Source organism: Actinoplanes sp. NPDC049598 (assembly GCF_040675435.1).
Taxonomy (GTDB): domain Bacteria; phylum Actinomycetota; class Actinomycetes; order Mycobacteriales; family Micromonosporaceae; genus Actinoplanes.
Genome location: NZ_JBFAOX010000001.1, coordinates 311,439 through 331,632, shown reverse-complemented (window position 1 = coordinate 331,632; position 20,194 = coordinate 311,439). Strand labels below are relative to the sequence as shown.

Annotated in this window: 20 protein-coding genes; 9 read left to right on the top strand and 11 right to left on the bottom strand. The window is 73.9% G+C overall.

The annotated features are described in order from the left end of the window. Together AB0J66_RS01675 and AB0J66_RS01670 are read left to right on the top strand one after the other, a co-directional pair. Positions 1-591, top strand: coding sequence for a response regulator transcription factor (locus tag AB0J66_RS01675; protein WP_364654773.1), 591 nt, complete (start codon positions 1-3; stop codon positions 589-591). A 36-nt stretch (positions 592-627) separates the two neighbouring features. Next, the gene (locus AB0J66_RS01670) at positions 628-819 is read left to right on the top strand and encodes a hypothetical protein (protein ID WP_364654771.1); all 192 of its coding nucleotides are present in this window, start codon (positions 628-630) and stop codon (positions 817-819) included. Here the strand turns inward: AB0J66_RS01670 and AB0J66_RS01665 are convergent. Next, positions 803-1,531, bottom strand: coding sequence for an SDR family NAD(P)-dependent oxidoreductase (locus AB0J66_RS01665; protein ID WP_364654769.1), 729 nt, complete (start codon positions 1,529-1,531; stop codon positions 803-805). The two genes, AB0J66_RS01670 and AB0J66_RS01665, sit on opposite strands and share 17 nt — an antisense overlap. Positions 1,532-1,636: 105 nt before the next feature. Between AB0J66_RS01665 and AB0J66_RS01660 the strand changes: the two genes are divergently transcribed. The 3 genes from AB0J66_RS01660 (at position 1,637) to AB0J66_RS01650 (ending at position 6,950) form a co-directional block, all read left to right on the top strand. Next, positions 1,637-4,351 (top strand): AAA family ATPase, encoded by a 2,715-nt coding sequence (locus tag AB0J66_RS01660; RefSeq protein ID WP_364654768.1) that lies wholly within the window; start codon positions 1,637-1,639, stop codon positions 4,349-4,351. Positions 4,352-4,440: 89 nt separating this feature from the next. Further along, positions 4,441-6,018 carry a tannase/feruloyl esterase family alpha/beta hydrolase gene (locus AB0J66_RS01655; RefSeq protein ID WP_364654767.1) on the top strand — a complete coding sequence of 526 codons (1,578 nt, stop codon included), beginning with the start codon at positions 4,441-4,443 and terminating at the stop codon, positions 6,016-6,018. Between the two features lie 152 nt (positions 6,019-6,170). Continuing rightward, a complete protein-coding gene (locus AB0J66_RS01650; protein WP_364654766.1) occupies positions 6,171-6,950 on the top strand; it encodes a DUF3152 domain-containing protein in 780 nt (259 codons plus the stop codon). A 4-nt stretch (positions 6,951-6,954) separates the two neighbouring features. On the opposite strand, the gene AB0J66_RS01645 is transcribed toward AB0J66_RS01650, so the two are convergent. The 7 genes from AB0J66_RS01645 to def form a co-directional block, all read right to left on the bottom strand. Continuing rightward, positions 6,955-7,401: a glyoxalase gene (locus AB0J66_RS01645; RefSeq protein ID WP_364654764.1), complete on the bottom strand. Its 447-nt coding sequence runs from the start codon at positions 7,399-7,401 to the stop codon at positions 6,955-6,957. Between the two features lie 92 nt (positions 7,402-7,493). Next, positions 7,494-10,196: a BREX system ATP-binding domain-containing protein gene (locus AB0J66_RS01640; RefSeq protein WP_364654762.1), complete on the bottom strand. Its 2,703-nt coding sequence runs from the start codon at positions 10,194-10,196 to the stop codon at positions 7,494-7,496. Position 10,197: 1 nt separating this feature from the next. After that, positions 10,198-11,538: an NAD(P)/FAD-dependent oxidoreductase gene (locus tag AB0J66_RS01635; protein ID WP_364654760.1), complete on the bottom strand. Its 1,341-nt coding sequence runs from the start codon at positions 11,536-11,538 to the stop codon at positions 10,198-10,200. A gap of 81 nt (positions 11,539-11,619) precedes the next feature. Then, on the bottom strand, positions 11,620-12,456 hold the full coding sequence (locus AB0J66_RS01630; RefSeq protein ID WP_364654759.1) for a PfkB family carbohydrate kinase: 837 nt from the start codon (positions 12,454-12,456) through the stop codon (positions 11,620-11,622). Beyond that, positions 12,453-13,250 carry an ATP-binding cassette domain-containing protein gene (locus AB0J66_RS01625; protein ID WP_364654757.1) on the bottom strand — a complete coding sequence of 266 codons (798 nt, stop codon included), beginning with the start codon at positions 13,248-13,250 and terminating at the stop codon, positions 12,453-12,455. The genes AB0J66_RS01630 and AB0J66_RS01625 overlap by 4 nt, the downstream gene beginning before the upstream one ends. Further along, positions 13,247-13,753 (bottom strand): sigma-70 family RNA polymerase sigma factor, encoded by a 507-nt coding sequence (locus AB0J66_RS01620; protein ID WP_364654756.1) that lies wholly within the window; start codon positions 13,751-13,753, stop codon positions 13,247-13,249. Before AB0J66_RS01620 ends, AB0J66_RS01625 begins: the two co-directional genes overlap by 4 nt. A 93-nt stretch (positions 13,754-13,846) precedes the next feature. Then, positions 13,847-14,383 carry a peptide deformylase gene (gene def, locus AB0J66_RS01615; protein ID WP_364654754.1) on the bottom strand — a complete coding sequence of 179 codons (537 nt, stop codon included), beginning with the start codon at positions 14,381-14,383 and terminating at the stop codon, positions 13,847-13,849. A gap of 135 nt (positions 14,384-14,518) precedes the next feature. On the opposite strand from def, the gene AB0J66_RS01610 reads away from it, so the two are divergent. Together AB0J66_RS01610 and AB0J66_RS01605 are read left to right on the top strand one after the other, a co-directional pair. After that, the gene (locus tag AB0J66_RS01610; protein ID WP_364654752.1) at positions 14,519-14,872 is read left to right on the top strand and encodes a hypothetical protein; all 354 of its coding nucleotides are present in this window, start codon (positions 14,519-14,521) and stop codon (positions 14,870-14,872) included. After that, complete coding sequence (locus AB0J66_RS01605) at positions 14,869-16,134, top strand: caspase family protein (protein ID WP_364654750.1); 1,266 nt, start codon at positions 14,869-14,871, stop codon at positions 16,132-16,134. Before AB0J66_RS01610 ends, AB0J66_RS01605 begins: the two co-directional genes overlap by 4 nt. A 5-nt stretch (positions 16,135-16,139) precedes the next feature. On the opposite strand, the gene AB0J66_RS01600 is transcribed toward AB0J66_RS01605, so the two are convergent. The 3 genes from AB0J66_RS01600 to AB0J66_RS01590 all read right to left on the bottom strand — a co-directional run bounded on the left by AB0J66_RS01600 (position 16,140) and on the right by AB0J66_RS01590 (position 18,583). Then, positions 16,140-17,579 (bottom strand): alpha/beta fold hydrolase, encoded by a 1,440-nt coding sequence (locus tag AB0J66_RS01600; RefSeq protein WP_364654748.1) that lies wholly within the window; start codon positions 17,577-17,579, stop codon positions 16,140-16,142. Positions 17,580-17,642: 63 nt separating this feature from the next. Beyond that, a complete protein-coding gene (locus AB0J66_RS01595) occupies positions 17,643-17,984 on the bottom strand; it encodes an antibiotic biosynthesis monooxygenase family protein (RefSeq protein WP_364654746.1) in 342 nt (113 codons plus the stop codon). Next, positions 17,981-18,583 carry a class I SAM-dependent methyltransferase gene (locus AB0J66_RS01590; protein ID WP_364654745.1) on the bottom strand — a complete coding sequence of 201 codons (603 nt, stop codon included), beginning with the start codon at positions 18,581-18,583 and terminating at the stop codon, positions 17,981-17,983. Before AB0J66_RS01590 ends, AB0J66_RS01595 begins: the two co-directional genes overlap by 4 nt. A gap of 58 nt (positions 18,584-18,641) precedes the next feature. Here AB0J66_RS01590 and AB0J66_RS01585 point away from each other — a divergent pair, with 58 nt between their 5' ends. Further along, complete coding sequence (locus AB0J66_RS01585; protein ID WP_364654744.1) at positions 18,642-19,172, top strand: SigE family RNA polymerase sigma factor; 531 nt, start codon at positions 18,642-18,644, stop codon at positions 19,170-19,172. Then, a complete protein-coding gene (locus tag AB0J66_RS01580; RefSeq protein WP_364654742.1) occupies positions 19,144-20,178 on the top strand; it encodes a hypothetical protein in 1,035 nt (344 codons plus the stop codon). Before AB0J66_RS01585 ends, AB0J66_RS01580 begins: the two co-directional genes overlap by 29 nt. The last annotated feature ends 16 nt before the right edge of the window (positions 20,179-20,194 follow it).

The following is a 20,194-nucleotide window of genomic DNA, read 5'->3' as shown; positions in this document are numbered from 1 at the left end:
GTGAGCGAGAACCACCGGGAAACCGTCGCCGTCGTCGCGGCCGATCCGATCGTGCGGGCCGGCCTGACCCGCCTGCTGAGTGAGGCGCCCGGCCTCGACGTCGCGTTGGAGCTGCCCGATCTGGCCGGGCTGCCCCGGCCGCGGCCGCTGGTCGTGCTCGACCTGCACGACCAGCCGCCCGCCGTGCCGTGGCAGGAGCTGCGGGTGGTGGCGCTGGTCCGCCCGCCGCACCCGCCCGATCTGCTGGCCGCGCTGCCCGGCGGGGCGGTCGCGCTGATCACCCGGCGCGGGGCGGCCACCGACTTGTTGCCGGCGGTGGAGGCCGTCCGGCGCGGCGCCGCCTACGTCGCGGGCGAGTTGCTGGCGGCGCTGCCCGTGGCCCGCGCGCCCCGGCTCACCGAGCGCGAGGCCGAGACGCTGCGCTGGGTGGCTCAGGGCCTGACGCACGGCCAGGCCGGGCAGCGCATGGGCCTGAGCGAGTCGACCGTCGACACGTACGTCAAGCGGATCCGGGCCAAGCTGCTCGCCGGCAACAAGGCCGAGCTGACCCGGCGGGCGATCGAGCTGGGCTACGTGACGGACCCGACATGAGTGAACGCGGCGCGCCGGATCGCGTTCTTAGCAGGTGTGAATCGATGGACGAGGTATCTCTGGCAGGCTTTGACCGCGCTCGGCGAGGCCGACTTCCAGACCCGCTACGACTGCGAGGCTCACCACCGCTTCCACGTCGATCTCGACGACGACACCTCGGTCCGGCAGGCGTTCCGGGCCATCGTGGAGTGGGAGTACGGACCGTTCGCGTTCAAGAACGGCCGCTGAGCGTCCGGAGCGCCGCCGACCGCTGCTTGACCAGGTCGTCGTAGGTTCCGTCGCGCTCGGCCCAGCGGTGCATGAGCACGCCCTCGACCAGGATCTCGTGCGGGGTCGGGCTTTCGCCGAGCTGACCCATCACCTCGTCCAGGAACGGCTCGAGGTCCAGCGCGTTCGGGTTCATCCTCTTGGCCTCGGGCACGGTCGCCACGGCCGGCGGCACCAGCTCCGCCACCTCGACGCCGGTGCCGTCGAGCTGGGCCCGCAGCGCCTCCGAGTACGCGTGCACGCCCGCCTTGGACGCGGCGTAGGTGGGCATGAGCGGGAACGGCAGGAACCCGATCCCCGAGGTGACGGTGACGAACGCGCCGGCGCCCCGGCCGATCAGGTGGGGTGTGAAGGCGTCGACGACCCGGATCGTGCCGACCAGGTTGGTCTCGATGGTCGTGCGCGCGGTGTCGAAGTGCGCGGGGTCGCGCAGGTCCTCGGTCGCCATGATCCCAGCCGAGACGACGACCACGTCCAGCCCGGGGTGGCTCGCCAGCACCTGGTCCCGGGCTCGCCGGACCGAGGCGTCGTCGGTGACGTCGATCTCCACGGCCGCGTTCCTGCGGGCGCCCACGACCACGGTGCTGCCGGCGGCCTCGAAGCGCCGGGCGAGCCCGGCCCCGATCCCGGTGCTGCCGCCGACGATGAAAACAGTGCGATTCGCGATGTCCATGAGTCGACTGTCGTCCGGAACGCGGGCCGGAGAAACCACCCCGCCGATCCTGGGACCGGCAGGACCAGGATCCCGTGTACGCTCCCGCAGGTCGAGGGGGAGATCGTGCCGGGTGAGTTCATGCTGCGCGGGCGGCGGCGGGAGCAGGAGACGCTCGACCGGATCGTCCGTGATGTCCGCTCGGGGCGCAGCCGCGTCCTGGTCCTGCGCGGGGAGGCCGGCGCCGGCAAGACCGCGCTGCTGGATCACCTGGCCGGGCACGCCCCGGGCTGCCGGGTGGCCCGCGCGGCCGGGGTCGAGCTGGAGAGCGAGATCGCCTACGCGTCGCTGCAACAGCTCTGCGCGCCGCTGCTGAGCCACCTCGATGCCGTGCCCGAGCCGCAGCGTACGGCTCTGGCCACCGCCTTCGGCCTCAGCGCGGGCCGCCCGCCCGAGCCGCTGGTGCTGGGCCTGGCCGTGCTGAACCTGCTCTCCGAGGCCGCCGCCGAGCAGCCCGTGGTGTGCGTGGTCGACGACGCGCAGTGGCTCGACCGGATGTCGGCCACGATCCTGGGCTTCGTGGCCCGGCGCCTGGACGCGGAGTCGGTCGCCCTGGTCTTCGCCGTGCGCACCCCGGCCGACGACCCGACCCTGCGCGGCCTGCCCGGCCTGGCCGTCGAGGGCCTGGCCGACGCGGACGCGCGGGCGCTGCTCGACTCGGTGCTGCCCGGCCCGGTCGACGACCGGGTGCGCGACCGGATCGTGGCCGAGACCCGCGGCAACCCGCTGGCCCTGCTGGAGCTGCCGCGCGGCCTGAGCCCGGCCGAACTGGCCTTCGGCTTCGGCGTCCACACCAGCACCGCCCCGGTCGCCGGGCGGGTGGAGGAGGGCTTCCAGCGGCGCATCGCGGCCCTGCCCGACGACAGCCGGCGCCTGCTGCTGGCGGCTGCGCTGGAGCCGGTCGGCAACGTGCCGCTGCTGTGGCGGGCCCTGGAGCGGCTCGGCGTCGAACCCGCGGCGGCCACCGCGGCCGAGTCGGCCGACCTGATCGAGATCGGCGCCCGCCTGCGGTTCCGGCACCCGCTGGTCCGCTCGGCCGCCTGGCGCTCCGGGCACGCGGCCGAGCTGCGCGAGGTGCACCGCGTCCTGGCCGAGGTCACCGACCCCGAGCAGGACCCGGACCGCCGGGCCTGGCACCGCGCGCACGCCACTCTCGGCTTCGACGACGAGGTGGCGGCCGAGCTCGAGCGCTCGGCCGAACGGGCGCTGGCCCGGGGCGGCCGCTCGGCCGGCGCAGCGTTCCTGGAACGGGCGGCCGAGCTCACCCTCGACCCCGGCCGCCGGGCCGATCTGCTGCTGCGGGCCGCCCGCTCGCGGGCCGACGCCGGCTCCCCCGACCTGGTGCCGGCCCTGCTGGCCACGGCGGAGCTGGCCCCGCTGACCCCGCTGCAGCAGGCCGGCGTGGAGCGGCTCCGGGCCCGGGCCGCCTTCCTGCTCAACCCGGACGCGGGCAGTGTGCACCCGCTGCTCGCCGCCGCCCGCAAGCTGGAGTCGCTGGACGCCCCGGCCGCCGCCGAGACGTACCTGATGGCGATCGGCGCCGCCATGTACTCGGGCCGGCTCGGCGGGGCCGGCGACCTGCGCCTGGCCGCCGAGTCCGCGCGCAACCTGCCACCGGTGCCCGGGTTCGCCGGGCAGTTCCTGGCCGCGCTGGCCACCTGGGCCGTTACCGGGCACGCGGCCGCGACCCCACTGCTGGAGCAGGCGCTGCGAGCGATGAACGAGCGTGAGGACCTCGGCCTGCTGTGGCTGGCCGCGCCGGCCGCCCACGAGATCTTCCGGATCGACCTGGCCCGGGAGCGGGCCGAGCAGGCGATCCGCTTCGCCCGGCGGATCGGCGCGCTGTCGATGCTGCCCACGGCCCTGACCTTCCGGGCCGGCAACCTGGTGATGATGGGCCGCTTCGCGGACGCCTCGAGCCTGCTCGACGAGTGCGAGGCGCTCTCGTCGGCCACCACCGTCCGCACGACGCCGTCGGCCGCGCTCACCCTGGCCGCCCACCGGGGCCGCGAGCGGGAGGCCACCGAGCTGATCGAGCGCACGCGGGCGGACGCCCGGGCCCGCGGCCAGGGACGCCTGCTCGGCCTCACCGCGTACGCCGAGGCCGTCCTGCGCAACGGGCTCGGCCAGTACGGGACCGCCCTGACCGCGGCGCGCGAGGGCGCCGCGTACCCCGACCCGGCGATCTATCAGTGGACCCTGGGCGAGCTGGTCGAGGCGGCCGTGCGGGCCGGCGAGCCCGCCGTCGCGGCCGAGGCCCGGGACCGGCTCGCCACCCGGACCGCGGCGGTCGGCAACGGCTGGGCCCGGGCCGCGCAGGCGCTGGCCGACGCGCTGGTGGAGCCGTCCGACGAGCTTTTCCGCGCGGCCGTCGAGGGTTACGGCGCGGCCGCGATGACGGTCCCGCAGATGCGGGCCCGGCTGCTGTACGGCGAGTGGCTGCGCCGCGACAACCGGCGGGCCGAGGCCCGGGTCGAGCTGCGGGCCGCGTACGAGGCGTTCTCCACCATGGGCGCCGAGGCGTTCGCCGAGCGGGCCGGCCGCGAGCTGACCGCCACCGGCGAGACGGTCCGCACCCGGGCCGTGGGGGCGCCGGTCGACCTGACCGCCCAGGAGGGCCAGATCGCCCGGCTCGCGGTGGCCGGCCGGACCAACGCCGAGATCGCGGCCACCCTGTTCCTGAGCCCGCGTACGGTCGAGTGGCATCTGCGCAAGGTCTTCACCAAGCTCGGTATCGGCTCGCGGCGGGAGCTGGCCGCCGCCCTGGATGCACGGGTGTGACCCGGGTTATAGACGGGTCCCGGCCCAGGGTGCGGTCCAGTGGTGACTCCTGGGGCGCGGGGGCCGCGGCCCGGGTGAGGGTGATCGGCATGAAACGACGCTTGATCGTCCTGATGGCGGCGGCCGTGCCGGTGGCGGCCGCGCTGCTGATCCCGATGGCCGCCGACGCCACCGGCAAGACCCCGGCCGCCGCCGGCTGTGCCGCCGTTCCCGTCTCCGCGCCCGCGGGCACCACAGTGGAGAAGGTGACGGCCGCCGCCCACGCGGGCGGCACCATCACGTTCCCGCCGCCGCCGGAGAGCATTCAGAACTATGCGCCGATCAGCGGCGTACCGGCCTGGTGTGACATCACCGTGACGGTGACCCACCCCGGCGCGAACGACCACGTCGCCATCAAGGTCTCGCTGCCGCAGGACCGCAAGCTGTGGAACGGCCGTTTCCAGGCCACCGGTGGCAGCGCCTACCTGGCCGGCGAGCCGCTGCACCCGCTGGTCGTGGGCGTGAAGGCCGGGTACGCGGCCGCCTCGACCGACGCCGGGGTCGGCGCCGACCCGGTCGACGTCAGCGGCTGGGCGCTCACGTCCGACGGCAACCTGAACACGCCGCTGCTGCAGAACTTCGCCTCCCGGTCGCTGCACGACATGGCCGTGGTCGGCAAGTCGGTCACGGCCGGCTTCTACCACAAGGCGGCCGGCTACTCGTACTGGAACGGCTGCTCGACCGGCGGCCGCCAGGGCTACGAGGAGGCCCAGGACTACCCGGCCGACTTCGACGGCATCCTGGCCAAGGCGCCGGCCCTCGACTGGGACCGGTTCGCGATCGGCACGCTCTGGTCGCAGGCCGTCTACAACGAGTTGGGCGTCGCCCCCACCCAGTGCGAGCTGAACGCGTTCACCGGCGCCGCGGTCAAGGCCTGTGACACCAAGGACGGCGTCCGGGACGGCGTGATCGACAACCCGGTCGACTGCAAGTGGGACGCCCGCAAGCTGGTCGGCACGAAGATCGTGTGCGACGGCCGGACGATCACTGTCAACAAGGCCACGGCGGACGCGGTCAACAAGATCTGGGCCGGCCCGAAGGGCTACGTCGGCCCGAACAAGGGCGCCAACCTCGACAGCCTGGCCACCCCGGGCACGCCGTTCTTCGTGGCGAGCATCTGGGCCAAGTACTTCGTGACGAGGAACCCGTCCTACGACGCCTCGAAGCTCGACTACAAGACGTTCTACCAGCTGCTCGCCTCCTCGGAGAAGCAGTTCAAGAACGTCATCGGCACCGGCGACCCCGACCTGTCGAAGTTCGCCCGGGCCGGCGGCAAGCTGCTGAGCTGGCACGGCCAGTCCGACCAGCTCGTGCCGACCCGGGGCACCATCGAGTACCGCCAGCGGGTCAACCGGCTCTTCGGCGGCAACAAGAACGTCGACAACTTCTACCGCCTGTTCCTGCTGCCGGGCGTCGACCACTGCGGGGCCGGCACCGGCAACGGCCCGCAGGTGGACGACGCCGACGCGCTGGCCGCGCTGACCCGCTGGGTCGAGAAGGGCCAGGCTCCGGCCACCCTGCCGGCCACGCTGACCGACAGCACCGGCCAGGTCGTGCGGACCAGCGACATCTGCCGCTACCCGCTCGTGTCCCGCTACCAGGGCGCGGCCGGACACCGCTGCGTCTGACCCCTTCGAGCCGTACGCCCGTCGGCCCCGATCCGTTTCCGGATCGGGGCCGCATCATGATCGATCCTGTGTCGAGTCTCATGCTCTGCAACCTCGGTCACCCCTCCGATACGTCACATAGGGCAGGCTGACGCGGCGGAAAGGGGACAAAGATGTACCGGTGGGTGATCGCGGGGACGCTGTGCGCAGCGCTCGCGGCGTGCGGCACGTCGAGCGAGCCCGCCGTCCAGGCGACCGCGGACACCTGGCTGCAGCCGCCCGTCGCCACGTCCCCCGCCACCGAGGCGCCGGCCAAGACCCCGCCCAAGCTGGTCACCTACCCGGCCCACGGCACCGTGAAGTGGCTCCTGGCCCCGGGCCAGCAGACGCCGATCGCCGGCACCGGCGGGCGGTTGCTGCGCTACCGGGTCGCGGTCGAGCGCGACATCAAGAACCTGTCGACCCCGGCCTTCGCCGAGGCGGTCACCGCGATCCTCTCCGACCGGCGCAGCTGGATCGGCGGCGGGGACCTGCGCCTGCGCCGAGTCGGCCCGGCCGATCCGTACGACTTCACGATCTTCCTGGCCACACCGGACACCCGCGACCGGCTCTGCGCCGACATCGCCGACGGCTACACGTCCTGCCGCAACGGCGACGCCGTGGTGCTCAACGTGGCCCGCTGGGTCAAGGCCGTCCCCGGTTACGCGGCCGACCTCGGCGTCTACCGGCAGTACATGGTCAACCACGAGGTCGGCCACCGGCTCGGCCACGGCCACGAGCTCTGCCCCGGTGTCGGCCGGCTCGCCCCCGTCATGCAGCAGCAGACCCTGGGCATGCACGGCTGCAAGCCCAACGCCTGGCCCTACCCCAACGGCGGCGGCCCGGTCTACCACGGCCCCTCCGGCCAGTACGACGACCAGCCGCCGCAGCGCGACCAGGGCCGCTTGTCCTGACGGATCAGCGTCCCGGGTAGCGCTCGGTGACCTCCTGCAGCAGGAAGCCGTTGCCGTCCGGGTCGCTGAAGGACGCGAACGATCCGTACGACGCCCGGCCCGGGTAGAGCCCCGGCGCACGCTTGTCGGTGCCGCCGTGGTGGAACACCCCGTCCTCGTCGTGGAAGATCTCGCTGACCTCGACACCCCGGCCGACCAGGTCGGCCCGGGCCTCCTCGATGTCCCGGACGACCAGGTGGACGTTCTCCACCGAGCCCGGCACGGCGGTGCCGATGCCGGTGCCCACGACGATCGAGCAGCCCGACCCGGGCGGGGTGAAGTGCACGACCCGGAACTCCGCCCCGTCGATGTAGTCCAGATCCTCGCGGAAGCCGATCCGCTTGAAGAACTCCTTGGACCGGTCGACGTCGGAAACCGGAAGAACGATCAGCTCGAGCTGGTACTCCACCATCGTGGGCTCCCCTTGGTGTGGAATCGGCTCCCACGATCCCGCGCCGGGCGGTCCGATCGCCCCAGGGTGACACCCTGGGTGTCCCCCGCGGGCTACCGGTGGTCCAGCGCCTTGGCCAGCTCACGCCGCGAGGTGATGCCGAGCTTGGTGAAGATCTTGCGGAGGTGCCATTCGACGGTACGGGGACTCAAGAAGAGCACGGCCCCGATCTCCGGGTTGGTCCGCCCGGCCACCGCCAGCCGCGCGATCTGCGACTCCTGACTGGTCAGCGTGCCCGGGGCGGCGCCCGCGACCCGGGCCCGGACGGTCTCGCCGGTCGCCGACAGCTCCCGCCCGGCCCGCTCGGCCAGCGCGGCCGCGCCCATGGTGGTGAACGCGTCGTGGGCGGCGCGCAGCTGGGCCCGGGCGTCGGTGCGCCGGTTCTCGCGGCGCAGCCACTCCCCGTACAGCAGGCGGACCCGCGCCACCTCGAGGCCGAGCCTCGACGCCGGAAGCAGCTCCAGGGCCTCGCGGAAGTGGTCCTCCTTGCCCTCGATCAGAGCGGACGCCAGGGCCAGCTCACCCCGGGCCCAGGCCGTGGGGTTGGCCGCGGTCAGCTCGGCCATGCGCTCGCGGGCCGCGGCCGCCGTGCCGGTGTCACCCGCGCGGGCGGCCGCCTCGACCAGCTCGGTGAGCACCCAGCGGTGGATGCCGAGATCGGGCTGCTGGAGCGCGCTCTGGGCGGCCGTCACCGCGGCCTGATGGCGGCCGTACTGGTTGTGCAGGAGGGCGCGGTGGTAGTCGACGTGGGCGAGCACCCGGCCCTCGCCGCGCTCGGCGGCGGCGCCGGCCATCGCGTCGAGCAGCGCCCGCGCCTCGGGCTCCGTCTCGCGATAGACCATCAGCGACAACTCGGCCCCCGGCGGCGCGTACATCCCGGTCGCCTGCTGGAAGGCCCGGGCCTCGTCGACCAGGACGGACGCGTCGGCGAAGCGGCCCGCGTGCAGCAGCGCCCCGGCCCGGAAGGTCAGCGCCGCCGGCCGCCCCGAGATCCGGCCGCCGTCCCGGACCCGCTGGACCGCGCGCTCGGTGAGCCGGTGGAACGCCTCAATGTCACGGGCCTCGTGCACCGCCGGCACGACCATCCAGAGCGAGTCGAGGTCGGCGTCGGCCACGAACGCGTCGACCGCCCGCGCCAGCAGCGGTATGGCGGGCGCCGGACCCTCCACCGCCCAGGCGGTCAGGCCGTCGAGGAGCTGCCCGACGGCGCTGCGTTCGGTCGGCACCGTCCGGGCCTCGGCGGCGACCCGGCGCAGGTCGTCCTCGCCGAGCCGCCCGGCGTGCACGGCCGCGCCCATGGCCGCGAAGTAGGTCCGGCTCGCCGCGTCCTGGTCGAGCCCGGTGAGCCGGCGGGCGGCGCCCAGCAGCGGCTCGACCGCCGAGCGGCCCGGATTGAGCGCGAACGCCAACTGCGAGCGCAACACCTCCACGTCGGCCTGCTGCAACGGCTCGAGCGGCCCCAGTTCGGCCGCGGCCAGCAGCTCCGGCACGAGCGCGGGGGCGCCGGCCGCGAACTGGGCCCAGGCGGCGGCCAGGGCCCGGGCCGCGCGCGGCTTGGGGTCGGGGGTCAGCTGGGCCGCGCGCTCCAGGAAGGCCGCAGCGGCCGACCGGCCGCCGCGGGCCAGCGCCCGCCCGGCCGACTGCTCCAGTTCGGCCGCGACCGCCTCGTCCGGGCCGACCGCGGCGTGCGCGCGGTGCCAGGCCCGGCGGTCGGGCTCCTGGGCCGGGTCGGTCACGTCGGCCAGGGCCGCGTGCACCCGGCGCAGCTCGGCCCGGGGCGCCGAGCGCCAGGCGGCCGAGCGCACCAGTGGGTGCCGGAACCGGACCCGGGTGCCGATCTCGACGAGGCCGGCCGTCTCGGCCGGTCCGGCCGCGTGCATGCCGACCCCGAGCCGGTCCAGGGCCCGCCACAGCAGCGGCACGTCGCCGACCGGCTCGACCGCGGCGGTCAGCAGGACCGTGCGGGTCTCGCCCGGCAGGGCGGCGATGCGCCGGCCGAACTCGTCCTCCACCCGCCCGGCGAGTGGGGCCGGGCCGGAGCCGCCGAAGCCGAACGCCAGCTCGGCCGGGCTCAGGTCGCGGGGCAGCTCCAGCAGGGCCAGGGGGTTGCCCCGGGTCTCGGCCACGATCCGGTCCCGGACCCGGGCGTCGACCCGGTCCGGCAGCACCGAGTCGAGCAGGGCCCGGGCGTCGGCGTCGGACAGGCCCTCGACCAGCAGCTCGGGCAGCCCGCCCAGGATCTGCTCGTGACCCGGGCTGCGGGCGCCGAAGACCAGCGCCACCGACTCGGCGTCGAGCCGCCGGGCCACGAAGGTCAGGATCACCTCGGACATCCGGTCCAGCCACTGCGCGTCGTCGACCACGCAGACCAGCGGCTGCTCGGCCCCGGCCTCGGCGAACAGCCCGAGCACGGCCAGCCCGACGATCAGCGTGTCCGGCGGGTCACCCCCGGCCAGCCCGAAACCGGTGGCCAGGGCCTGCCGCTGCGGCTCGGGCAGCCGGTCGAGGTACGGCAGCAGGGGCGCACACAGCTGCTGGAGCCCCGAGTAGGCGATCTCGGTCTCCGATTCGACCCCGGCCGCACGGGCCACGCGCTCGCCGGCCGCGGTCTCGGCCAGGTATTCCAGCAGGGCCGTCTTCCCGGTGCCGGCCTCGCCGCGCAGCACCAGCACCCGGCTCTGCCCGGCCCGCACGTCGCGCAGCAGCCGGTCGAGCTCCTCCTGTTCGCGGCGCCGCCCGCGCAGAAGCGTCTCCATGTCAGAGGCCCAGGGCGTTGAACAGGTTGAGCCAGATCTCGCTGCGGGTCGGGAAGGCCGGGATCGCGTGCCGCAGCCGCCGCAGCGGCACCTCGCCGACGATCGCGATCGTGGCCGCCTGCAGGAAGTCGGCCACCGCGGTGCCGGTGATGGTCACCCCGACCAGCACGTCGCGCTCGGTGTCGATGACGAACCGGCTGGTGCCGCCGCCCCCGCCGGAGAACCGGCCACCCGCGTTGCCGTCGGTCTCCACGTCGACCACCCGCGTCTTCAAACCGGCCGCGGCCGCCGAGGTCGAGGTGTAGCCGACGGCCGCCACCTGCGGCTCGGTGAAGATGACGCGCGGCGCGTTCGGCCCGTCGGCCAGGTGCTCGGTGACGATGCTGCGGCCGAGGATCTCACCGGCCGCGATGCCCGCCTGGTACTTGGCCATGTGCGTGAACAGGGCCCGGCCGTTCAGGTCGCCGATCACGTAGAGCCAGTCGGAGCCCGGCACCCGCATCCGCTCGTCCACCTCGACGAAGCCGGGCCGGTCGAGGCCCAGCTCGGCCGCCTGCGGGACCCGTCCGGTGGCGACGAGGATCTCCGCGGCCGTCACCCGGGTGCCGTCGCTGAGGCTGACCGTCACCTCGCGCTCGTCGCGGCGTACGGAGGTGGCCGTCACCCCGGCCCGTACGTCCACGCCCTGCTCCTTGAGATAGGCCCCCACCTGCTCGCCGGCGAAGTCCTCCTCGCGGGGCAGCAGGCCCCGGTCGCCGACGATCAGCGTGACCCGCGCGCCGAGCGACGAGTAGGCCTGGGTCAGCTCGGCCCCGACCACCCCGCCCCCGAGGACGACCAGCGACTCCGGGATCGCCCCGGCCGTCGTCGCCTCCCGGTTGGTCCACGGCCTCGCCTCGGCCAGCCCGTCGATGTCCGGCCGGGCCGCCCGGGTGCCGCCGGCCAGGATGACCGCCCGCCGGGCCTCGAGGATCTCGTCGCCGACCGCGACCCGTTTCTCGCCCGCCAGCCGGCCCCACCCCCGGATCAGGGTGATGCCCCGCTCGGTGAGCCACGGCACCTGGTAACCGTCGTCGAGGTGCCCGATCAGATCGTCCCGGTGGTCGAGCACCGCCGGCACGTCGAGCGGCCCGGTGACCACCCCCGCCGTCCAGTGGGCCTCGGCCACCAGCTCGCCCGGGCGCAGCAGCGCCTTGGACGGGATGCAGGCGTAGAAGGAGCACTCGCCGCCGACCTTGTCACCCTCCACGATCGCCACGCTGAGCCCGGCCTCGGCCAGCTTCCCGGCCGCCACCTCGCCGCCGGGTCCCGCCCCGACCACCACCACGTCGAAACTCCGCATGCTCCGATCTTCGTACATCGGCCCCCGTCCGAGGGCCCCGTGGGTGACCCTGGTCCCCTGAACCAGGGTCCCCGGCCGCGGTCAGCGCAGCAGGGAGCCCCGCTGCTGGACGGCTCGGCTTCCTACGAGCACCGCGGCGGCCACGGCGTCCGGGAGCGGGTGGCCGCGGCTCAGCTCCACAGCCAGGGCGGCCAGGAAGGCGTCGCCGGCGCCGCTGGAGTCGACCGCGTCGACCGTGGGGGCGCTCACCGTACCGGTGGTTCCGGTCCGGTGGCCGTACGCGGCGCCGCGCGGCCCGGCGGTGACCACGACGCCCGGGATCCCGAGCCCCAGCAGCCCGTCCACGGCGGCGGGCGCGTCGACCTCCGACGTCCCGAGCACCGCCGCCGCCTCGTGCTCGTTGACCACGTAGAAGTCCAAGCCGGCCAGGAAGGCGCGGTCCAGGCCCGGGTCGGGGATGAGGTTGCCGATCAGCAACCGCGGCCGGGGCAGCGCCGTCACCGCTGCTGCCGGCACGTCGAGCTGGGCGACCACGACGTCCGCCCGCACCCCGGCGGCGTCCGGCGGCCGTGGCTCCGTCGACGGGGAGCGTGCGAACGTCACGTACGACTCGCCGTCGGGTGTCACCTCGATGATGGCGGCGCCGGTCGTCACCCCGGGCAGCAACCGGAAGCCGGTGGCGTCCACCCCGAACTCGGTCAGGGTGCGGGCCAGCAGCCGGCCCCACTCGTCGTCGCCGGCGTTGGCGATCAGCGCGGCCCGCCCGCCGAGCCGGGCCACCGCGCACGCCTGGTTGAACGCCTTGCCCCCGGCCGTCACCACCAGCGGCGACCCGAACGCCGTGCGGCCCTCCGAAGCTCGATGGGGCACCCGGACGGTGAGGTCGACGTTGGCCCGGCCGAAGACCGCGATCCTCATGTCGGCTGCGCCACCCGGGGCCGGGCCCGCGCCGCCCACCGCCCGTCCTCGTACGTCACGCCGATCGGATGGCCGAAGGCCGCCGAGACATTCTCGGACGTGATGGTGGCCACGGCCTCGCCCGCCGACACCACGCTGCCGCCCCGCAGCAGCAGCGCGTGACTGGTCGTCGTCGGCAGCTCCTCGAGGTGGTGGGTGACCACCACCGAGGCGAGACCCGGCTGCGCCGCGAACAGCCCGTCCAGCGTCTCCAGCAGCTGCTCCCGCGCCGCCACGTCGAGCCCGGTCGACGGCTCGTCGAGCAGCAGCAGCCGCGGCCGGCTGACCAGGGCCCGGGCGATCAGCGCCCGGCCCCGCTCCCCCTGCGACAGCGTCGGCCAGCGCTCCCCGGCCACCGCGGCCAGCCCGAGGTCGGCGATCAGGTGGTCGGCCCGGCTCAGCTCCTCGTCATCGGGCCGCCAGCGCCCCGGCAGCTCCATCGAGCCGGTGATTCCGGTGAGCACGACGTCGCGCACGGTCAGGGGCGATCGCAGCGGATGCCGCGGGTTCACGTGCCCGATCCGCCGGCGCAGCTCCTGCAGGTCGACCCGGCCGAGCCGGTGCCCGAGCAGGTGGACCGTGCCCGACGTCGGGTGGGTCAGCGCGCCACAGAACCCGAGAATCGTGCTCTTCCCCGCCCCGTTCGGCCCGAGCAGCGCCCAGTGCTCCCCCTCACGCACCGTCAGGTCGATCCCGTGCAGGATCTCTTTGCCCTCACGGCGGAAGCGCACCTCGCGCAGCTCAACAAGATTCACGCTTGAACGGTACTCACCCCCGCCATCGAGCGCCGCAGCGACTGCAGGGCGTAGAAGGCGCGGGACTTCACCGTGCCGACCGGCACCCCGAGACGCTGAGCCGTCTCCCGCGTCGAGCGCCCCTCGAAGTACAGCTCGGCCAGGATCCGCTGGTGCATGGTGCTGAGCGAGCGGATCGCCGACCGCAGCGACTCCATCGCCACCACCGTGTCGGTGATGTCGTCGGCCGGCGCGGCCGGGAACACGTCGACCAGCTCGACCCCGGCCGGGCGGACCCGGCGGCGCCGGACGGCGTCGATCGCAACGTTGCGGGCCACGATGAACAGCCAGCGCCGGGCGTGCCCGGGCTCGGCCGGCAGGTCGTCCAGGTGCCGCCACACCCGGATCATCGTCTCCTGCAGAAGGTCCTCGGCGCTCTGCCCGCTGGCCGTGGCGAAGCCGTTCAAATAGCCGAGCAGCGCCCGGCCGTACTCGTGGTGCACATCGTTCAGGGTGGATGCCACGTCGAGCCCCCAATGCTCTCGATTGCGTGGTGTCCACCGTCGTCGCGCCCGGGTCCCGCCCGAACCCGTGCGGCACCCTGGCCGGACCACTGGTCAGTGCGGGCTGACCTTCACCTGGGCCTCGCCGAACCAGGCGGCCTCGCGCAGCGTGGCCAGCAGCCGCTCCCGCCCGGCCTCGTCCTGCCGGTCGATGAACAGGACCCCGTCGAGGTGGTCGGTCTCGTGCTGGATGCAGCGGGCCAGCAGCCCGGCCCCGACGATCTGCACGGGGTCGCCGAGCTTGGTGTAGCCCTTGGCCGCCACGTTGAGCCGGCGCTTGGTGTCGAGGTAGATGCCCGGGATCGACAGGCAGCCCTCGGGCCCGTCCTGCTCCTGTTCGTCGGGGAACTCCAGCACCGGGTTGACCAGGTGGTCGAGCCGCGCCTCGTTGCCGGGCAGGTCAGGGTTGACGGCGAAGACGCGCAGCCCGACCCCGATCTGCGGCGCGGCCAGCCCGGCCCCCCGGGACTGGGCCAGGGTCTCGTTGAGGTCGCGCACGAGCCGGCCGAGCTCGGCGTCGAAACTGGTGACAGGCTCGGCGGCCCGGCGCAGCACCGGATCCCCGACCTTACGAATGGACACAACGGTCATGCCCAAAACCTACTCCGGATCACTTTCGGGGTAGGACACTCGGCCGCCGATTGCAGCCCTTCGCCCGTTCCTTGGGCAGTCGTCCGATACGTACCGTTCCTGGGGCCGGATCCCTGCGTACCAAGTCGGTGTCCCTTGGAACCCATCTCGCTGACCGTGCTGTCCCCGCACCACGACCGCCAGATCCTGAGCCAGAACCTGCGCGAGGCCCTCCTGCGCACCGGCGTCGACGACGTGCGCCCCGCTTCCGCCGGCGCCGCCCCGCCCGGCACCAGGTCGGGCGAGGCCCTGGCCATCGGCGCCCTGGTCGTGACCCTGGCTCCGACCGTGGTCGAGACCCTGATGACCGTTCTCGCATCGTGGCTCAGCCGTCAGCCGGCCGAGGTCGAGATCGACATCGATGGGCGCCGCTTCCGGGGGCCGGTCACCCGGGCCCAGCGTGACGCCCTGGTCGCCCACTACCTGCGCCACACCGACCCCGAGCCATGACCGGCCGCCGTCGCGCGCTGCTGCTCGCCTGCGGCACGTTCACCGATCCCGGCCTGGCCCCGCTGCGCTCCCCGGCGCACGACGCCGAGCAGCTGTCCCGCGTCCTGGAGGGCGGCGACTACACGGTCACCCCGGTCGTCGACAGCACGTGCCACCCGGTGCGACTGGCGATCGAAGACTTCTTCGGCACCGCCCACGCGAGCGACGCCCTGAACCTGCTCTACTTCTCGTGCCACGGCGTGCTGGACAGCCGCGGATGCCTGCACTTCGCCTTCGCCGACACCGACCGTTCGCGGCTGCGCTCGACCGCCGTCTCCGCCGAGTGGGTCCGCGACTGCCTGCGCCACAGCCGGTCCCGGGCCACACTCGTCCTGGTCGATTGCTGCTTCAGCGGCGCCTTCCTGCATGGCATGCGCGCCCGCTCGGCCGAGCCCGCGTTCGCCACCCTCGTCCACGACCCGGGCCCGGCCCGCGGGGTCGCCGTCATCACCGCCTCCGGCGACCACGAGTACAGCTTCGAGGATGCCAGCCCCTCCGCCGCCAAGCCGTCCTACTTCACCGAGGCCGTCATCTCCGGCCTCGCCGGCCGCGACGGCCCCGTGACCGTGGACGATCTGTACAACCACGTCCGCGCCCGCCTGGCGGAGGGCCCCTCGGGCCAGCACCCCTTGCGGCTCAGCGCCGGTGAGGGCGCCCTGGTCGTCATCGAGACGAGCACGCCGCCGGTCGAGAAACCCCCCGAGCCGCCACCGGTCGAGGAACTCCCCGAGCCGCCACCGGATCGCCGGTTCGCCCTGGCCGCGACGATTCTCGGGCTGACCCTGGCGATCGGCGTGACCCTGGCCCTGACCAGCTTCCGCGGCGATTCCCGGGCCGTCTCCCGGTCAACCGGCACGATTTCATCCCCGGTGGACGGCAGCGACGTCCTGCGCTGCGCCGACTTCACTGGCAGCTCCAACCTCGCTCCCGGCGAGACCCTGATCCTCGCCATGCGCAACCTGACGAACCACGACCCGAGGCGCTACGTCCAGTTCGTTACAGACTGGGGCGAGCCCACGAAGCTGACGTCCTGGCACGGCCGTCAATACTTCTCCGGCGCGAACGGCCAGCACTACAAGGTGGAGCTGATGGCCGTCCCGTTGTCCGCCGCCGAGGCCGCCCGCGACAACAGCACCGCCATGAACGCCCTGGCCGTGACCACCCGGTCCACCACCCTGGACGCAGTCGAGGTGGTCCGCGCCGCCGGTACCGCCCGTTGCTGACGCGCTCAGGCCGTGACCGGTAGCGTCGCCGCGATGGGCCACGCCACGACCAGCGACCCGACCACCGCGATCAGCCAAACCGGCGCCCCCAGCCGGTTGAGCGCCGCGCTCCACCCGGCCTGCAGCACCAGAAGCACCGCGAGCAGCGGCACGACAAGCAACAGGAACCCATTGGTCAGCCCCAGCGTCGCCGCCCCGGTCAGCGCCACCACAGTCACCGCCGAAACGGCCAGAAGCCCGAGTGTGCTGCCCCCGCTGATCCGCTCCCCCGCGTAGGACAGCAGCGCGAATCCGGCCCACACGACCGGAAGCAGCCACCACCGCGCCCCCACCGGCACGACATGGGTGAACCCCAACTGCAACGGCACCACGATCGTCACCGCCGCATAGGCCACGAGCGCAACCGCCGCCGCCACCCTCCGACCCACCGGCGTCGCCCTCTCCCCCGGCTGGTCGGTTAGTGAGGCGCCGGCGAAGAGGCGCGGTCCCACGACCAGCTGGTACGCCAGCAGCAGCGCACCGAAGGCGAAGGTAAATGCCACGGCGTAGTCCCCGGAGTCGAGCGGGAACCAGGCCGTCGGCACGACTGCCGCCACCAACGCAGCCACCAGCGCGGCGGCAGCGATCGGCACAAGCTGCCCCGGCTGAAATCGAACCCGGGAAGGCCGGTCTCGACGCCCCAGCAGCAGGCGAGCCACCGGGTAGAGACCCAGCAGAAATCCGAGGAACAGAAGCCCAGCGCCGGCGAGACGGTGCAGCGGCCACGGCACCGCCCTCTGAGTGAGCGGCCCCCCGAAGCTCTGGTCGAGCCAAGCGACCATCTCCCGATGCGTACGCGGCGAGTAAAGGATCGAAATGTGCTCCACCCCGGGAACCGCCACGGTCTCGCTACCCGCCACCCGGCCGGCTGTCTCGGCCGCCGTCTCCCGAAACCCCGGAAACTCCGCCTGCCCCACCAGCAGAAGCAACCGCGCCGGCCGCCCCACCGGCACAGCCGGCAACGAGATCGCCACCGTCGCCGCGATGTCCGGGTGCGCCCCCGCATACTCCGTGACCGCCCCGGCCCCCATCGAATGCCCCACCAGAGCCACCCGGTCCGCGTCGACATCCCGCAGCCCGCGAAGATGCGCCACCGCGACGCCGAGCTCACCTTGCAGCGCCTCGGACCCCTGACGCGGCTCCGAATTGGCCCCGTGCCCCGCGAAGTCGAGCAGCACCACCACGTAGCCCCGAGCCGCCAATGTGTCCCCGAACTGCGCCATCAGCTTGGCCGAGCCCGCATACCCGTGCGCGACGACCACCCCCGGCCGCCGCTCCCCCGGTCTGAGCCCCACCGGATGAACCTCGTACAGCGGGACCCCGCCGGCCACCACCCGCCGCGGCGTCGAGTCGCCCCCGGCCGTGGCCAGCAGCGCCAGCCCGCCCGCACCGAAGAGCGCCGCCACCAGCGCCACCACCAGAACCCGCCGCCTCGAGACCACAAGCGACGGTATCGCCGTGCCGCCCACCTAGTCAGGCGGGAAGTCCGGGTAGGCGGTCACCTGGGGGTGGGTGGCCACCCACCCCTGCAGCTCGGGGCCGAGCGGGCCGTAGAGCTCGGCCGACACCATCAGGGCGACCTCGTCCACCCGGGCCAGCAGGTCGGCCGACTGCGCGTTGTGGGCGAGCGCGGCCGGCGTGTCCGCGTACTGCTCGAGGACCAGGTATTCGCTGTCGACCGGGCCGAACCAGCGGTAGGTCAGCGTGCCGCTCTCCTCGGCGGCCCGCGCGGTCAGGGCGGCCACGATCTGCTCGAACTCGGCCCCGCGGCCGTCCCGGGCGGTGAAGCGGGCTCGCACGAAGATGGTCATTGCTCCTCCTTGCGGGCCAGGATCTGCCGGGCGGTGGCCGGGTGGGCGTTCATCGTCTCCACCTCGACCGCCCAGCTCTCGGCCGTGGCGAAGTGCGAGAGGACCAGGGCTTCCAGATATCCCGAAGGGTGGTGGCGCACGACGGCGCCGTCGCTGGTGCGAAAGGTGCCGTACGGGCCGAGGACGCCGGCGTCGCGCCGGTAGCGGGCGACGTTGCGCCCGTCGGTCTGCAGCGGCAGGTCGCTGACATAGAGGACGCCGGGGCGCAGCACCCGGGCCAGCTCGGCGATCAGGTCACGCTGGTCGGCCTCGGCCGGTACGCAGGTGAGCACCGCGACCAGAAGCACGGCGTCCACGGTCGCGTCCGCGAGGGGCAGGCGCGGCGGATCGGTGAGCACGTGGAACGGCACGCCGGGGTGGGCGAGACGGGCCCGTTCGATCAGGGCGGCCGACGGGTCGTAGCCCTCGGCGCCGGCCCGGGCCGTCAGCCGGCCGTAGCCGCAGCCGTAGTCGATGATCCGGCCCGAACCCGGTAGCCGGGACAGGTCGACCGGGTGGGTGAAGGTCTTCGTGGCGCCGGCGGTTTCCCAGTAACGCATGATGCAACCTTAGGGACGGCTCGCGCCCTCTTAACTCCGACGAGAGGGGCGGCGGCTTGTGGATGCCGGGGCGGAAGAGGAGTTTCGGGAGTTCGTTCGCGGCTGGTTTCAGCCGCTGCGGGCGCTCGCCTACGTGACCTGCGGGGACTGGCAGGCGGCGGAGGACGCCGTGTCGGGGGCGCTGTCGCGGCTCTACCTGCGGTGGGACCGGGTGGCGGCGCCGGAGAGCTACGCGCGGACCATGGTGGTGCGGGCGGCGATCGGGGAGAAACGGCGGCCGTGGCGGCGGGAACGGTCCGCCTCGGACGCGTTCCCCGAGGGGGTGGCCCCCGACCCCGGGGCCGGGGTGGACGAGCGATTGCGCTTGCGGGCCGCCCTGCGGCAGGTGCCGCCGCGGCAGCGGGCGGCGCTGGTGCTGCGTTTCCTGGAAGGGCTCAGCGTCGAGGAGACGGCCGAGGTGCTCGGCTGTGCCGTGGGGACGGTCAAGAGCCAGACGAAACGGGGGCTGGACACGTTGCGGGCGGCCCTGGCCGAGGAGATCGACGTGGAGGGAGGCGAACGTGTCGTATCGCATCGAGGACGTGCTTGAGGCCGTTCAGGACGGGGCGCCGGCGCCGCGGGTGGGGGCCGACGACATCATCGCCCGGGCCCGGCGGCGGCGGGCGCGGCGCCGGACGGCCGGGCTGACCGGCGCGGGTGGCGCCGTGGTGGCGGCCGCCGTGGTCGTCGCCGGGCTCACGACGGCTCCGGCGGCGCCGGCGGCGCCGGACCTGCGCCCGGCCGTCGGCACCACGACGGCGGCGCCGGCCATCGCGCAGCCGCACGGGTTCGCCTCGACGGTGGGCGAGAGCCGCGCCGGCGCGTACCGGGTCGGCCCGGTCGACCAGGTGACGACCGGCTATCAGCGGCTGCCGGTCTACCGCGACGGTCTGGTCGTCCGGATCGACGACAAGACGTATCCGCGCGCCGTCGCCACCATCACCGTCTACCGGACCGGGGTGTTCGATCCCGGCGCCTTCACGAACCCCGGCCAGGGCCGCACGTCGGTCCCGCTCAAGCTGGCCGAGCGTCAGGCGCTGATCGACGGGAAGAAGGTCGCCTGGCCGTACGCCGCCGATTCCTGGGCGACGCTCGTGCCGTCCGAAGGCAAGGGGAGCCCGGATCTCAGCGACGCCGCCAAGATCATCGACTCGATCGCGCCCGCCCCGGAACGGCCGGTCCGGGCCCCGTACAGCTTCGGCTTTCTGCCCCCGGGCTGGCGGGTCGTCAGCGCCGGCCAGGCCGCTCCCGGCCTGAGCGACCAGATCTCCCGGATCGCCCTGCAGAAGGGCGACCTCACACGCGCGCAGAAGCAGGGCCCGGTCGACGAGACCGTGCCGTACGCCATCTTGAAGATCGTCGCGGTCCCGCAGGACACGTCGCGGGAGAGGATCCGCTGCGTCTCGCACTACTGCACGATGATCCTGGACCGTGGCCACGAGGCCGAGCTGCAGGGCATCGGCACCGGCCCGTCCGTCCCCGAGATCCGCCGGATCCTGGCCGGTCTGCGCTTCGCTGATGTCGCCGACCAGAGCACCTGGATCGAAGTTCTTTGACGGCCAAGACGTCTTA